Here is a 14,431-nt window from a genome sequence, read left to right on the forward strand (position 1 = left end):
GGTGGGCCTTTATACGTTATTTGGGTTATAAAAAGAAGTCACAAAAGTTGATATGGTTATAATGTCAGATTGGGCCTCGCAAAAAAATCCCAATCAGCCATACTCTGTTTGCCGGGTATCTGGCTGATAATCTGTATAAAAGACTGATAAACAGGATGTTGAGTGGCTTCTTCCCAACTGAAAGAACGACTTCAAAGTGCAGAAGACTGGATTCTCTCCAACCAGAATCCACCGTCGAGCTGGCCGTGGACATGGCTCTATAAAGTAGGGCGGACCGCCTACGCTCTGGTTCGTGATGTAATCAGCGGCCAACTGACCCTGCACGCCATGAGTCTGGTGTACACAACGTTGTTGAGTATCGTGCCTTTGTTGGCACTCAGCTTCTCAGTGCTCAAAGCGCTGGGTGTGCATCAACGCATGGAACCTTTCCTGTTCCAGTTCTTTCAGCCAATGGGGCCCCAGGGCATTGAGCTGGCCGAAAAGATTCTGGGTTTTGTCGATAACATGAAGGTTGGAGTGCTTGGGTCAGTTGGCCTGGCACTACTGGTCTATACGGTGGTTTCACTGCTCCAGAAGATCGAGCGGTCCTTCAACATGATCTGGCGTGTGCCTGACATGCGATCCATGGCTCAGCGGTTCAGCAATTACCTGAGTGTGATCATGGTTGGCCCCCTGCTGATGGTCTCGGCCATTGGTGTAAGCGCCACCATCTTTTCTTCAACGATGGTTCAGACCCTGCTCGAAATTGAGCCTTTTGGTTCGCTGATCCTGGTGATTAGTCGTTTTACACCGTTTTTTCTGGTGGTTGGTGCATTCACGTTTGTTTACATCTTTATGCCAAACACCCGGGTCAAGCTTCGGTATGCTTTTATAGGGGGGCTGGTTGCCGGTGTATCCTGGCAGGCAGGAGGCATGCTGTTTGCCTCGTTCGTCGCGGGTTCTGCCAAGTACGCGGCGATCTACTCAAGCTTTGCCATCGGTATCATCCTGCTCATCTGGACCTACCTGAACTGGATGATCCTGCTGCTAGGCGCCAGCCTGGCTTTCTACCTGCAAAATCCCGGATCGGTGGCCAAACGTCGTCAGGTGCAGCTGGCGCCGGAGTTGCAGGAAAAAGTGGCTGTGGCGCTGATGTGGATGGTGGCGAAGCCATTTCACGACGGCGATCCGGCACCCCAACAGGAAGTGCTTGAGCATCAGATGAGGGTTCCCGGTGAAGTCACCCGTGGCGTCAGCGACAAACTGATTCGAGCGGGCCTGCTGACCCTGGCCGGGCGCAATGGCGACGAGCTGGTGCCGGGGCGCACGCTCGAACACATCAGTGTTGAGGATGTTCTGCAAGTCGTGCGCCGAGATGATGATCGCATCGTGAATCGCTTGCCGGCTCTCGTTCCGATGGAGCGGCTATGGAGTTCCCATCAGGATCGGAAGGCTTCGTTCGCCGAACTGCTTCGAAATCCGGATGCATCATCCAGGCAAAGCCCGGAAACGGAACGGAACGCTCACTCCACCGATGACTGAGTGTGGTTCTGGAGCATGCTTTTGATCAGAGCATGGATGCCAGATATCTGGTCCGGTGATAGCTGTACGATCCGGCCCAGGTCTTCTTCGCTCAGATTTCTTTGACGTGCCTGCCTAAGCACTTCCCGGGTGCCAATAACCATCCCGTCAGCCAGTGGCGTGTGCGGCTTCCCGGGAATGGGGCGCTCGGCAGTCATCAGAAGCGCATGGTAGCTCGGCGGCAGGTTCCATTCGTTGGCGAGGAGTTGGCACACCATCCACTGATAGCGGGCCAGCGCATGGCGAATCAGAGCCGGGCTGGGCGGTGGGCTATCAGGCAGAACCTTGCAGATACGTTGCAGTTCCCGGTAAACCGTGAGGTAACCAAGTGCCGGTAACAGCCCCACCATGAAAAGCGGGCTGGTGTCTGCACCCCGCAGTCGGCCAACCTGTTCCGAGGCCCTGGCGCAGGCCAGCCCCCAGCGCCAAACGCGCTGTGCGAACAAAGCTTCCCGGCTATTACGGGCAGCCATCATCGGCCGCATGATGGCTGCTGAGATGACGTTGCGGATGCCATTCACTCCCAGCATGAATACCGCCTGGTCGACAGACTCGATGGTATGCTCGCTGGTGCGGAAATAGGGGCTGTTGGCAACCTGGAGAAGTTGATCGGTGAGGGCTGGATCCCGAAGAATGATGTCCGTCAGTTCTTGCCTTTCCGTCGCCTCATCCGAGAGCGCTCGCATCAGCATCGGCAGGCTGAGGGGCTGCCGTGGTAATTCCTCCATGTGCTGGCTGGTTAGCCGCTCAAGCAGCTCTCCCAGGGTTACCGCGGCCGAGTTCAGATTGTTTCTCAGCTCTGTGGGTTCGGCATCGAGCAACCAGCAGAACAGGTGCTCTTCCAGTTGATGGGCAAGCTGTAAGTTGCTTTCCTGGCCGGCCTCAGGTGGGTGTTGTGCCGGATTGAACAGCCTTGCTTCGGAGGTCGAGGGCTCCGGTGCCTTGCTGGAAAATAGACCTGAAATCCAGGAGAAAAAGCCTGGCATCCATTGCCTCCGGGCTAATCAATCATCAAAAATGCATCCAATTCAGCGCAGTATAGTAGGTGGCTACCCTGTTGCCCAGATGCAGGTCGATTGATTACCGCTATGGCTCAGGTCAATGTCTGCCCGAAAACCAGAATGAGCTGGCCAACACCGGCCGCCATACCCAGGAAAGCGCCCACCAGAATCAGTTTGATCTCATCTTCCTGGAAGCAGGGTCTGAGCAGATCCTGGAACTCCTCGGATGACAGGGCGACCATTCGCTCCACCATAATGGATTCCACTGCCTGGGCGCGGTCCTTCTCAAACATTGGGTTGTCGAAAGAGGTTTGTGAGATTTCAATCGCCTTTTCGCCAACCTGATTTTTCAGGGTGGCAAACCCGGTCGGGCCAAAGGCCATCTGGGTCAGGGCCTTGGCCATGCCTGTGGTTTCGTCTACCAGGGGTTTGATGTGTTTCTTGACCATGTTGCGGGCCCGATCGCCTTTAGAGCCCTCCATGATCGCGTTAATGATGTTTCCGACGGTCAGGATTTCGTGGGTGACGATGTGGCAAAAGGACTCTGCAACTTCCGGTTGTCGTTTCAGGAACAGTCCCTGAATCCTGAGCGGCCCTATTTTCTTGGCTTGTAGTGGTCGGAAGATCACGTTCAGGGCAATCCAGTTGGTCGCGTAGCCGACCAGCAGGCCGAAGAACGGGAGCACCCACCAGCTCTGATAGAAGTACCAGACACCCATCTGGATCAACCCGAACAGAAATCCGAAATAGAGGCCGGAGTTCACGATAAACCGGAACTCGACTTCGCCACACTCGAGGAATATACGGTTCAGAAGCCTTTTGTCTTTGGCCAGGCGTTCGATCACCATGCCCTTGATGTCCAGCAAGTCTTCGATATTGGCCGAGATATCGTCTACCAGGTTATCGACCAGCTGAGGTGTGGATTTTCGTACCCGTTCGTAGACCATCTTGCGAGCGGAGGAGGGCAGGTTTTCCCAGAAGGTCGGGTACTCTCGCAGCATCATTTCATCGACATACTCTTCGATCCGGGGGTCGACAGAATGAACGAGATACGTCGCCAGGACTTTCGGGTCGATCTGCTGAAAAATTTCGTCGACGGTGCCTATTTTCGAGATGGTGGCATCGACGCTGATCGCGGCCATTTTTCGGGCTTTGGATGGGATGATGCCCTGCCATCCAAGCAGTGGTGGTTTGCCGATAAATTCCAGGGGGTAGAAGGTCATTTTGATGGCGAGCCAGTTGGTGCTCCAGCCAATCAGGGCAGCAATGACGGGGATGCTGAGGTATTGCCAGAATTCAGGGTTGGTAAACAGGCTTGTCATCTGGTACTCGCGCTTTGTCGTTTTTTTGTTGGTCCTGGAGTTTGCGAGCCTTGGGATACTGTTTTCGAAAACTCGCTCCTGGCGGCACATCCCTGTGGCGCTTGAGCTTCGCCATCCATGGCTTCGCACAGTTTTCGAAAACAGTATCCCAAGGCTCGCTCCTGACTAGGGTGTTGCCTTTCCAAAGATTTTTATTAAAACCGGATAATGTTTGCAGGGCCGTGTTCTGTCAATGACTGACACGCCGCCAAACTCCGGCGTCACGGTCGCTGACCTTTCAGCGGCCTATGTCGCCCCACAACCACTGGCATAATGCGATAGACGCAACAGGTGCGGTTTCGGTTCGCAACACCCGGGGGCCTAGTGCGACCGGGAGGAAGCCTTCGTTCTCGGCAAGAACGATTTCATCGGCGGTTAAGCCGCCCTCAGGGCCGATCATCAATGCGACTCGCTTGGGTGTGTCCATGGACTTCAGGGACTGTTCCGTGCGGTGGTGGAGGACCAGTCGGAGATCGCAGTCGCGGCTGTGGTCGAGCCATTGGGCAATGGTCATCACCGGGAGTATGTCGGGAACCCTGGCCCGGCCGCACTGTTCGGCCGCGCTGATGGCAACCGATTGCCAGTGGCGCAGGCGTTTGTCTTCCCGGTCGCCTTTGAGCCTGACGTCGCAGCGCTCGGTGCTCAATGGAACGATGCGGGTGGCGCCCATTTCCACGGCTTTCTGGACGGCGTAATCCATCCGGTCGCCCTTGGAGAGTGTCTGGCCGAGGACGATTTCAAGATTGGACTCGGTGTGATTGGGCTCCGGGGTACCCACCATCACTTCGACGTTCTTTTTGCCCGCTGTGGTGATGGTGGCGGGGTAATCCTGGCCATCGCCATTGAACAGCCGCAGTTCCTGGCCTGGCTGCATGCGCAATACCCGTCCGACGTGCTGGGCGGCGTTCTCATCCAGTGCTGCGGTGCAGCCTTCCGCAAGTGGTGAGTCGGTGTAGATTCTGGGTATGCGCATGCATGGTTACCTTATTCAGTCCCGAACGGCAATCTCGATGCCCTCCGTTGCCACCTGACCAAGGTGGCGGATCTGTTCTTCGGTGATGACGTAGGGCGGCATGAAGTAAACCACATTACCCAGGGGGCGAAGCAAGGACTCTCGCGTCAATGCGTGCTGGTAGACCCGGATGCCGCGACGCTCCTGCCAGGGGAACGGGGTCTTGCTGGCTTTGTCTTTGACCATTTCCACCGCCATGGTCATGCCGTGCTGGCGGATGTCGCCCACATTCGGATGGTCTTTCAGGTGGGCGACTGATTCCGCCATGCATGCGGAAAGCCTGCGGTTGTTTTCGATGACGTTGTCGTCCCGGAAGATGTCCAGGGTCGCCAGGGCCACGGCACAGCCAATCGGGTTGCCGGTGTAGCTGTGGGAGTGCAGGAAGGCTCTGAGCGTCTCGTAATCGTCATAGAACGCGTTGTAGACGTCGTCGGTGGTCAGGACCACGGAGAGCGGCAGGTAGCCCGCTGTCAGCCCCTTGGAGAGACACATGAAATCCGGGGTGATGCCGGACTGTTCGCAGGCAAACAGGGTGCCTGTACGACCAAAACCAACCGCAATTTCGTCGGCGATCAGGTGCACGCCATAGCGATTACAGGCTTCCCGCAGTTTGGTGTGGTAAATGGGATGGTGCATGCGCATGCCGCCGGCGCACTGGATCAGTGGCTCCACCACCACGGCGCAGATTTCGTCGTGTTTTTCCGCCAGGAGTTTATCCATGGCCTCGAACTGGCGAAGGGCGTATTCCTCGTCGCTTTCTCCGGCTTCCTTGTTGAAGGCATCCGGAGAGGGCGCGGTCAGGACTTCCATCAGCAGGGGCTGGTAAGTGTCCTTGTAAAGGGCCACATCACCCAGGGCCAGGGCACCCAGTGTTTCTCCGTGGTAGCTGTTGGACAGGTTGACGAAGTTTTTCTTGCCCGGTTTGCCCTGATTCTTCCAGTAGTGGTAGCTCATCTTCAGCGCAGCTTCGATGGCCGATGAGCCGTTGTCTGCGTAGAAGCATTTGTTGAGCCCCTCCGGAGTGACCTCGATGAGCCGTTCGGACAGGTTGACCACCGGTTCGTGGCTGAAACCGGCCAGGATGACGTGTTCCAGCTTACCGATCTGTTCCTGAATGGCGGCGTTGATTCGTGGGTTGGCATGACCAAACAGGTTTACCCACCAGGAGCTCACGGCATCGATGTAGCGGTTTCCCTCAAAATCCTCAAGCCAGACACCTTCCCCCTTTTGGATGGGGACGAGGGGCAGGGATTCGTGGTCTTTCATCTGGGTGCAGGGGTGCCACACAGATTTTAGATCGCGAGCGACGAGATCGGCGTTGCGCATGGAGGTCTCCGGTCTGGCTGTCTGAAAAATAGAAGTTCGCTGTTAACCAGTGCGGATATTACAGTTAACAGCGCTGCCTGACCACCGTGCCATTCACTGCTGATTGGCGGGCCAATGATGGCAAGCGCCAAGGGCCGCAGAATTCTGGTTAAACCAACGGAGACCAGTCATGCAACTCGAACAGAAACACGCATATCAGGCGGACCTCGACCGAGTCCTGGGTGCTTTTTTCGACGAACAGCACATCCTGAAGAAAAACGAGCAGTTGGGTGCCCGGAACGTGCGCGTCACCGAAATATCCCGGGACGATTCCTCCGGCAAGCTGGTGATCGAACGTGAGATGACCACGTCCATTGAAGTGCCAGGAATGCTCGCCAGTTTCCATCGTGAATGGAATGAGGTACGCCAGGAAGAGCACTGGTTTCGCAAGAGCGACGATGAATGGCACTGCGAATTCCGGGTGCATATCCACAGCGTTCCGGCGAAGATCAAAGGGATGATGAAACTTCAGGGGCAGGGCGATTCCTGCGTTAACCACGTCACCCTGGATGTACGATGTGATGTGCCGTTACTGGGTAAGAAAATTGCCCGTTTCCTGGCAGATGATTCGAACCTCAAGATTGAGCGCGAGTATCAAACCACCTGCCAGTTGCTTTGAGTGCTCAGTGCCCAAGCACCCGGGACAGGAACGCCTGGGTTCGCTCGCTTTGCGGGTTGTCGAACACGTCGTCCGGTTTACCCTGTTCCACAATCTGGCCTTCGTGGATGTAGATCACCCGGTCGGCCACTTCGCGGGCAAAGCCCATCTCGTGGGTGACGACCATCATGGTCATGCCTTCCTTTGCCAGCTCGCGCATCACATCCAGCACTTCCCCGATCATTTCCGGGTCCAGCGCTGAGGTGGGCTCATCGAACAACATCAGCCTCGGCTCCATGGCCAGGGCCCGGGCAATGGCCACGCGCTGTTGCTGACCACCGGATAGCTGGCTCGGGTATTTGTCGGCCTGGTTACCGATACCGACCCTCTCCAGCAAACGCTCTGCCGTGGCCTTGGCGACGGTTTCAGCGGTGTTCTTCACCTTCATGGGGGCCAGCATGATGTTCTTCTTCACCGTCAGGTGTGGGAAAAGATTGAACTGCTGGAACACCATGCCCACTTCCTTGCGGATCTCGTTCAGGTTTTTCTGGTTTCCACCCTTGGGGGCGAGGGCGTGACCATCGACAACGAGGTTGCCGGATTCGTATTCTTCCAGGCCGTTGACGCAACGGATCAGCGTGGATTTGCCGGAGCCACTGGCGCCGATGATGACCACCACTTCGCCTTTCTCGACGGTGAGGTCGATATCTTTCAGGACATGCAGTTTGCCGAAGTACTTGTTCATGCCCTTCATTTCAACAATATGAGTCATGGGTACCTTTCCTTCAGACAGAACCAAGGCCGCGGCGCTCAAGCATACGGAGCATCAGGGACAGTGAGAGGGTGATGGCCAGATAGAGGATGGCGACCACGAAATACACCTCAAACGCGGTGAAGGTATTGGCGATGTAGATCTGCCCCTGGCGAACCAGTTCGCCCACGCCGATGACGGAGAACAGGGAGGTGTCCTTGATACTGACAATGGCCTGGTTTCCGAGCGGTGGAATCATGCGGCGGAATGCCTGAGGCCAGATGATGGACCAGAAAGTTTGTGTTCTGGACAAGCCCAGTGACAGGCCGGCTTCCGTCTGCCCCTTGGCAATGGACTGAACACCGCCTCGGACAACCTCGGAAATATAGGCACCGGAGTTAAGCGCGATGGCGGCAATACCCGCTGTGATGGGGTCGATAGGGCCACCAACCAGATCCGGCAGGCCGTAAAAGATAAAAAGTACCTGCACCAGGATGGGCGTACCCCGGAATATTTCGATGTAAGCGGTGGCCGGCCAGCGCAGGAACCACTTCTTGTTGATGCTCAGCAGGCCAAAGAGGATGCCGAGTGCAAAACCAATCAGCAGGCCGCCGAACGAGATGAGCAGGGTATAGGGAATACCCTTGAGTAGAAAAGGAATTGAGTCGATGGCCGATTGCCAGTCGAACTGAAACTGGAATTCCACAGTGTGAATCTCCGAAGGGAATGGAAGTCATGAACGGCCGGGGCTTTCACCCCGGCCGGAGAATCTGACCGGGTAAATCCGGTCGTCGTTACATGCCTTCCGGCATGGGGCCAAACCACTTCTCGTAGATGGTCTTGTAAGTACCATCTTCTTTCATGGAGGCCAGTGCGTCATTCACTTCGTCAAGCCATTCACTGCCTGATTTCAGAGCAATGCCGTATTGTTGGCCTTCATACAGGGGGCCTACGGTTTTGACCTTGCCTTTGCCCTTGGTACGAGCGAAGTAGCCCACGTTCGGAGCATCGTAGAAGACCGCATCCACAGCGCCGGACATCAGTGCCATGTACATGTCGGAGCTGCCCGGGTATGGGGTAACACCGTCGTCCTCTTCGAGGTTCTTGACCAGATAGTCGTAACTGGTTGAACCGATCTTGGAGCCTACTTTCTTGCCCTCAAGGTCGCTGAAGCCTTCAACACTGTCGTCATTCTGGGTGATCAGGATTCGAAGACCTGAATCGTAGTAGGGGTTGGAGAAATCAACGATCTCCTCCCGTTCCTCGGTGATCGTGATGCCGGCAATGGCGATATCGACGTTGCCCGTCTGGAGGGCTGGGATGATGCCATTAAAATCCATGGTGTTGAGGTCGATCTCGAAACCTGCCCGATCAGCCACTTCGCGGATAATCTCCATGTCGAAGCCGATCATTTCACCGGTTTCCTGATCCATCATTTCGAACGGAACGAAGCTCGGGTCAGTCACCACGCGCAGGGTCTCTGCGCTGACGGTTCCTGCTGCAACAGTGAGTGCCAGGCTGGCGCCAACGGTTTTCAGCCATTTCGTGCTCATGCTTTCTCCTTTGCTTTTTTATGAGGCTCCATCTGTCGGGTAAGACAGGCCGGAAACCACTGCGGATGACGATGATTTCCGGGGAGCGTTAATGGGACTGCATCCCATACAACATAGACTAATGCCATGGTGATTTCAGGAAATCAAATGCTTGGGCGCGAAAAGAGGGCTGGAACGGGGCGGAAGCAAGAAGGAAGAAAACGGCCAGGCAGAGGCCTGGCCGTTCGTTGGGGAGCGATCAGAATGCGATTTTCTCGCGATCACTGATGCCCAGGTTTTCCCAGATGCTGAGGCTGGGTTGTGCCTGGTTCAGTGTGTAGAAGTGCAGTCCGGGCGCGCCGGCTCTGAGCAGCTTTTCACACATGTTGGTAACCACTTCCTCGCCGAACTTGCGGATGCTGTCGGTGTCATCGCCGTAGGCTTCCAGCTGCTTGCGGATCCAGCGGGGAATTTCGGCGCCGCACATGTCGGAGAACCGCACCAGACTGGAGAAATTGACGATGGGCATGATGCCCGGCACCACAGGAATGGTGACTCCCATTTTTTCCAGACGGTCGATGAAGTAGAAGTAGCTGTCGGCGTTGAAGAAGTACTGGGTGATGGCGCTGTTGGCACCAGCCTTCACCTTGCGGGCGAAGTTCTGCAGATCTTCCTCGGCATTGCGCGCTTGCGGATGGAACTCCGGATAAGCGGCCACCTCAAGGTTGAAGTGCTCGCCACTGTGCTCCCGGATGAACTCCACCAGCTCATTGGCGAAGCGAAGTTCACCGGAGGCGCCCATACCTGAAGGCATGTCGCCACGCAGGGCGACGATCCGATTGATGCCGTTTTCCTTGTACAGGTCCAGCAGTTCGCCGATCTCCTGGCGGGTGCCACCCACGCAGGAGAGGTGAGGCGCGGTTGATATGCCCTGCTTATGCAGGTTCAACACGGTCTCGATCGTGCGGTCCCGGGTGGAACCGCCGGCGCCAAAGGTGACCGAGAAAAAGTCCGGGTTCACCTCTGCCAGTTTGTTGCGCACATTCTGAAGTTTTTCCTTGCCCTGATCGGTCTTGGGCGGGAAAAACTCGAAGCTGAAGCGGCGCTTGAATTGAGTCTGGCTTTGCATGGCTCTGTCCAATCAGTACTTGTAGCTTTCCGGCTTGTACGGTCCTTCAACCGGTACACCGATGTATTGAGCCTGCTCCGGGGTCATCTTGGTGATCACGCCACCAAAACCTTCCACCATGGCGCGGGCCACTTCCTCGTCCAACTGTTTCGGCAGAACCTGAACGTACACGCCCTTGGCGCGGGCGTCTTCCGGCAGGTCAGCGAATTTGCGCTCGAACAGGTACATCTGGGCTAGAACCTGGTTGGCGAAGGAACCGTCCATGATTCGGGACGGGTGACCGGTGGCGTTGCCCAGGTTCACCAGACGACCTTCAGACAGCAGGATCAGGTGATCGTTGGTCGCCTTGTCGCGGTATACCACGTGCACCTGCGGTTTGACCTCGTCCCATTCCCAGTTCTTGCGCATGTAAGCGGTGTCGATTTCGTTGTCGAAGTGACCGATGTTACACACCACGGCACCACTCTTGAGGGCCTTGAGCATGTGGGCGTCGCACACGTTGACGTTACCGGTGGTGGTAACCAGCAGGTCGGTGGTTCCCAGCAGATCCTTGTTAACACCGGCTTCGGTACCGGTGTTCACTCCGTCGATGTACGGTGAAACCACTTCAAAACCGTCCATGCAGGCCTGCATGGCGCAGATCGGGTCGGCTTCGGTCACTTTCACGATCATGCCTTCCTGACGGAGGGAGGCGGCGGAGCCTTTACCGACGTCACCGTAGCCCACAACGAGGGCCTTCTTGCCGGCCATCAGGTGGTCGGTGGCGCGCTTGATGGCGTCGTTCAGGCTGTGGCGACAACCGTATTTGTTGTCGTTCTTGGATTTGGTGACGGCGTCGTTCACGTTGATCGCCGGTACCTTGAGGGAGCCTTCGCGCAGCATTTCCTGCAGGCGGTGAACGCCGGTGGTGGTCTCTTCGGTGACACCGTGGCAGTTGGCCAGGATTTCCGGGTACTTGTCGTGGAGCAGGGCCGTCAGATCGCCGCCGTCGTCGAGGATCATGTTCGGCTCCCAGCCGTCAACGTCGGCACCGACGGTACGCTCGAGGCACCACTCGTATTCGTCGTCGGTCTCACCTTTCCAGGCAAAGACGGGCACGCCGCTGGCTGCGATGGCCGCTGCAGCCTGATCCTGGGTGGAGAAGATGTTGCAGGAGGACCAGCGCACGCTCGCGCCCAGCTCGACCAGGGTTTCGATCAGTACGGCGGTCTGGATGGTCATGTGGATGCAGCCCATGATGTTGGCGCCTTTCAGCGGCTGCTCTGCCTTGTACTTGTTACGCAGGGCCATGAGTGCGGGCATTTCGCCTTCGGCGATGCTGATTTCCTTGCGGCCCCAGCCGGCGAGTTCGATGTCGCGGACTTTGTAATCGCTGAAGCTGTTCAGTTGTTCTGCCGGAGTGCTCATTGGTGTTCTCCTGTCAGTTCTGTTTGGGCTCCGGGGATGGTACCCGGGCCTCTAAATCTGGTGGTTGGGTGGCGAGGGACTTCTTCCCCGGAACCGCTACGAGCACGTCCATGTGCGCTTGTTTCCGGCCATCCTTGGCCTTCAACATTCCGGGGAAGAAGTCCCCCGCCACCCTTTCTAACGTTTGGCGTAAGCCATCCTCGGGTGCTTTTAAATTCCTGCTGCGTCGCGAAGTGCTTCGGCGCGATCGGTTTTCTCCCATGGGAAGGCGGTGAAGGTTTTGCCGCCAACGGTCATTTCGTATGGGTCGCGTCCAAAGTGGCCGTAGGCTGCGGTTGCCCGGTACATCGGGTGCAGCAAGTCCAGCATGTTGGTGATCGCATACGGACGCAGGTCGAAGTGGTTGCGGACCAGTTCGATGATCTTGTCGTCGCTGATCTTGCCGGTGCCGAAGGTGTTCAGGGAGATGGAGGTCGGCTGTGCCACGCCGATGGCGTAGGAAACCTGAATCTCGCACTTGTCGGCCAGGCCGGCAGCGACGATGTTCTTGGCGACGTAGCGGCCAGCGTAGGCCGCGGAACGGTCAACCTTGGACGGGTCTTTGCCGGAGAATGCGCCGCCACCGTGGCGAGCCATGCCGCCGTAGGTGTCTACGATGATCTTGCGGCCGGTCAGGCCGCAGTCGCCGACCGGGCCACCGATGACGAACTTGCCGGTGGGGTTGATGTGGAACTGGGTGTCCTTGTGCAGCAGTTCTGCTGGCAGGGCATTTTTGACGATCAGTTCCATCACGGCTTCTTTCAGGTCCGCCTGGGTGACGTCTTCATCGTGCTGGGTGGAGAGGACCACGGCATCAATGCCGGTTACCTTGCCGTTCTCGTAGCGGCAGGTGACCTGGCTCTTGGCATCCGGGCGCAACCAGGGCAGCAGGCCGCTTTTGCGGGCCTCGGCCTGGCGCTGTACCAGGCGGTGGGAGAAGGTGATCGGGGCCGGCATGAGAACGTCGGTTTCATTGCTGGCGAAACCGAACATCAGGCCCTGGTCGCCTGCGCCCTGATCTTCGGGCTTCTGGCGGTCAACGCCCTGGGCGATATCCACAGACTGCTTACCGATGATGTTGATCACGCCACAGGTGTCGCCATCATAGCCAACTGTAGAGGAGGTGTAGCCGATGTCCTTGATGACGCCACGCACCAGGTCTTCCAGGTCGACCCAGGCGCTGGTGGTGATTTCGCCACCAACAATGGCTACGCCGGTTTTTACCATGGTTTCGCAGGCAACGCGGGCGTGAGGGTCATCGGTCAGGATGGCGTCCAGTACTGCGTCAGAGATCTGGTCGGCCAGTTTGTCCGGATGGCCTTCGGAGACCGACTCGGAGGTGAAGATGCTGTAGTCAGACATAGGTTTGCTCCTCTTTGAGCGATTCAAAATCGTGCCGGCGAAGGTCAGAAATGACAGGTTCCGGCGACCATGTTGTTGATGTTGTTTGAGTATACGTAGAACTACCTACACCCATATCAAAGTTTTTTGATATTCCCTTCAAGTGACCCGGTCATTTAGGACCGGTTGTTTTCCAGAATTCCCGGACCTGCACCTGAAACCCATTGCGCAGGCCTATAAACAGTTGTTCTCCCGCGGTCAGCCCGGCGTCGGTGGCCCAGGCCGTCAGCTCCTCGGGCTCAAAGCCAAGCCAGAGATCGCCGCAATTGTCTTTTGCCCAGTCCTGATCGTGGCTGCACAGTTCGCTGACCACGAAGCAGCCCCCGTTGTTCATCAGTGCGGCCGCGTCCAGGAAAATGTCAGCCGGACTGGGAACGTGGTGTAGCACCATGTTGGCGACCACCAGGTCAAAAGCATCGCCACGAGCGAGCAGGGTGTCGGTGACTCCTTCAATCAGGTCCACGTTGTTGAGCCGCTCGTCGATGCAGGTGCGGGTTGCCTTTGCCAGCATGTCCCGGCTGTTGTCCAGGCCAACCACGTGTGATGACAGCCCCGACAGTACTTTCAGAAAGGCGCCCTCGCCGGGGCCGATTTCCAGTGTGGTCTGCCAGTTCTGCTTTGCGGCGCGTTTGCGCAGTAATTCAGCGACCGGTTCGGCGTAGAGATCGAACGCGGCAATCAGTTCCTGCTGTTCCTGGAACTGTTCTGCGTGCCGGGCAAAAAATGCCTGGGACTGCTCGGCGCGCTGGGTCCGGATGGCCTCGATTTTCTCCTGCAGGTGTGTCGGCAGGGTTACCCGGTCAACGGTCTCGAAAATCTGCCGCACGGTCTGGTCGGTCAGTTTCTCGGTATCCAGATGCAACGGGCGACGATAGAAGATGGCGTTGCCTTCACGTTGCGGTTCCAGCAAGCCAGCTTTATGCATCACCTTCAAGTGATGGCTCATACCAGACTGGCGCATGTCAAAGAGCTGGCTGAGTTCCAGTACGCCGAAGGTATCCCGGCGGAGCACACGCAGAATCTCCAGGCGCAGGGGATCACCGCTCGCTTTGAAGATCGGTGCCAGTACGTCCACGGAGGACAATTCGTTTGCGTGTGCGTTCATGGATGTCATGGCACGGAAGTGTAGGAGGGTTTGGTTGGTCAATCAATAGGCATATCAAAAAATTTTGATATAGATTTCGGTTTTGTGAAAATTGGCCTGTTTCGGGAATCCACGGTTAAAGAATGGGTAAAACAAGGCAGGTTGATTTGCCCCGGCACACACTAATCGGC

The 14,431-nt window shown here is 56.8% G+C and carries 13 protein-coding genes; 2 read left to right on the forward strand and 11 right to left on the reverse strand.

The annotated features are described in order from the left end of the window. The first annotated feature begins 162 nt into the window (after positions 1–162). Positions 163–1,521 carry a YihY/virulence factor BrkB family protein gene (locus D777_RS06790; protein ID WP_036129841.1) on the forward strand — a complete coding sequence of 453 codons (1,359 nt, stop codon included), beginning with the start codon at positions 163–165 and terminating at the stop codon, positions 1,519–1,521. On the opposite strand, the gene D777_RS06795 is transcribed toward D777_RS06790, so the two are convergent. The 4 genes from D777_RS06795 to D777_RS06810 form a co-directional block, all read right to left on the reverse strand. Next, positions 1,503–2,546 carry an HDOD domain-containing protein gene (locus D777_RS06795; RefSeq protein WP_036129843.1) on the reverse strand — a complete coding sequence of 348 codons (1,044 nt, stop codon included), beginning with the start codon at positions 2,544–2,546 and terminating at the stop codon, positions 1,503–1,505. The two genes, D777_RS06790 and D777_RS06795, sit on opposite strands and share 19 nt — an antisense overlap. A 107-nt stretch (positions 2,547–2,653) precedes the next feature. After that, on the reverse strand, positions 2,654–3,883 hold the full coding sequence (locus tag D777_RS06800) for a DUF445 domain-containing protein (RefSeq protein WP_036129995.1): 1,230 nt from the start codon (positions 3,881–3,883) through the stop codon (positions 2,654–2,656). A 277-nt stretch (positions 3,884–4,160) separates the two neighbouring features. Continuing rightward, positions 4,161–4,895 carry a 16S rRNA (uracil(1498)-N(3))-methyltransferase gene (locus D777_RS06805; RefSeq protein WP_036129846.1) on the reverse strand — a complete coding sequence of 245 codons (735 nt, stop codon included), beginning with the start codon at positions 4,893–4,895 and terminating at the stop codon, positions 4,161–4,163. A gap of 15 nt (positions 4,896–4,910) precedes the next feature. Next, positions 4,911–6,260: an adenosylmethionine--8-amino-7-oxononanoate transaminase gene (locus D777_RS06810; RefSeq protein WP_036129848.1), complete on the reverse strand. Its 1,350-nt coding sequence runs from the start codon at positions 6,258–6,260 to the stop codon at positions 4,911–4,913. 169 nt (positions 6,261–6,429) lie between these two features. On the opposite strand from D777_RS06810, the gene D777_RS06815 reads away from it, so the two are divergent. Continuing rightward, positions 6,430–6,918, forward strand: a complete 489-nt coding sequence (locus D777_RS06815; protein ID WP_036129850.1) for a DUF2505 domain-containing protein — start codon at positions 6,430–6,432, stop codon at positions 6,916–6,918. A 4-nt stretch (positions 6,919–6,922) separates the two neighbouring features. Here D777_RS06815 and D777_RS06820 read toward each other — a convergent pair whose 3' ends face one another. From D777_RS06820 to D777_RS06850, 7 genes are all read right to left on the reverse strand, one after another. After that, positions 6,923–7,669 (reverse strand): amino acid ABC transporter ATP-binding protein, encoded by a 747-nt coding sequence (locus D777_RS06820; protein ID WP_036129853.1) that lies wholly within the window; start codon positions 7,667–7,669, stop codon positions 6,923–6,925. A 13-nt stretch (positions 7,670–7,682) separates the two neighbouring features. Continuing rightward, a complete protein-coding gene (locus tag D777_RS06825) occupies positions 7,683–8,354 on the reverse strand; it encodes an amino acid ABC transporter permease (protein WP_036129855.1) in 672 nt (223 codons plus the stop codon). An 88-nt stretch (positions 8,355–8,442) separates the two neighbouring features. Beyond that, positions 8,443–9,201, reverse strand: coding sequence for a transporter substrate-binding domain-containing protein (locus D777_RS06830; RefSeq protein ID WP_051668988.1), 759 nt, complete (start codon positions 9,199–9,201; stop codon positions 8,443–8,445). Positions 9,202–9,439: 238 nt separating this feature from the next. Next, a complete protein-coding gene (gene metF / locus D777_RS18055; protein WP_036129858.1) occupies positions 9,440–10,309 on the reverse strand; it encodes a methylenetetrahydrofolate reductase [NAD(P)H] in 870 nt (289 codons plus the stop codon). Positions 10,310–10,321: 12 nt separating this feature from the next. After that, on the reverse strand, positions 10,322–11,716 hold the full coding sequence (ahcY, locus tag D777_RS18060; RefSeq protein ID WP_036129860.1) for an adenosylhomocysteinase: 1,395 nt from the start codon (positions 11,714–11,716) through the stop codon (positions 10,322–10,324). 210 nt (positions 11,717–11,926) lie between these two features. Then, on the reverse strand, positions 11,927–13,117 hold the full coding sequence (gene metK / locus D777_RS06845; protein ID WP_036129865.1) for a methionine adenosyltransferase: 1,191 nt from the start codon (positions 13,115–13,117) through the stop codon (positions 11,927–11,929). 151 nt (positions 13,118–13,268) lie between these two features. Beyond that, a complete protein-coding gene (locus tag D777_RS06850; protein WP_036129866.1) occupies positions 13,269–14,270 on the reverse strand; it encodes a metalloregulator ArsR/SmtB family transcription factor in 1,002 nt (333 codons plus the stop codon). Between the last annotated feature and the right edge of the window lie 161 nt (positions 14,271–14,431).

Source organism: Marinobacter nitratireducens, from assembly GCF_000708045.1.
Lineage (GTDB): Bacteria > Pseudomonadota > Gammaproteobacteria > Pseudomonadales > Oleiphilaceae > Marinobacter > Marinobacter nitratireducens.

What these genes read in the sequence shown, in the direction of transcription:
- D777_RS06795 (WP_036129843.1), bottom strand. Translation starts at nt 2,546, where the DNA reads ATGCCAGGCTTTTTCTCCTGGATTTCAGGTCTATTTTCCAGCAAGGCA.
- D777_RS06800 (WP_036129995.1), bottom strand. Translation starts at nt 3,883, where the DNA reads ATGACAAGCCTGTTTACCAACCCTGAATTCTGGCAATACCTCAGCATC.
- D777_RS06805 (WP_036129846.1), bottom strand. Translation starts at nt 4,895, where the DNA reads ATGCGCATACCCAGAATCTACACCGACTCACCACTTGCGGAAGGCTGC.
- D777_RS06810 (WP_036129848.1), bottom strand. Translation starts at nt 6,260, where the DNA reads ATGCGCAACGCCGATCTCGTCGCTCGCGATCTAAAATCTGTGTGGCAC.
- D777_RS06815 (WP_036129850.1), top strand. Translation starts at nt 6,430, where the DNA reads ATGCAACTCGAACAGAAACACGCATATCAGGCGGACCTCGACCGAGTC.
- D777_RS06820 (WP_036129853.1), bottom strand. Translation starts at nt 7,669, where the DNA reads ATGACTCATATTGTTGAAATGAAGGGCATGAACAAGTACTTCGGCAAA.
- D777_RS06830 (WP_051668988.1), bottom strand. Translation starts at nt 9,201, where the DNA reads ATGAGCACGAAATGGCTGAAAACCGTTGGCGCCAGCCTGGCACTCACT.
- metF (WP_036129858.1), bottom strand. Translation starts at nt 10,309, where the DNA reads ATGCAAAGCCAGACTCAATTCAAGCGCCGCTTCAGCTTCGAGTTTTTC.
- ahcY (WP_036129860.1), bottom strand. Translation starts at nt 11,716, where the DNA reads ATGAGCACTCCGGCAGAACAACTGAACAGCTTCAGCGATTACAAAGTC.
- metK (WP_036129865.1), bottom strand. Translation starts at nt 13,117, where the DNA reads ATGTCTGACTACAGCATCTTCACCTCCGAGTCGGTCTCCGAAGGCCAT.
- D777_RS06850 (WP_036129866.1), bottom strand. Translation starts at nt 14,270, where the DNA reads ATGACATCCATGAACGCACACGCAAACGAATTGTCCTCCGTGGACGTA.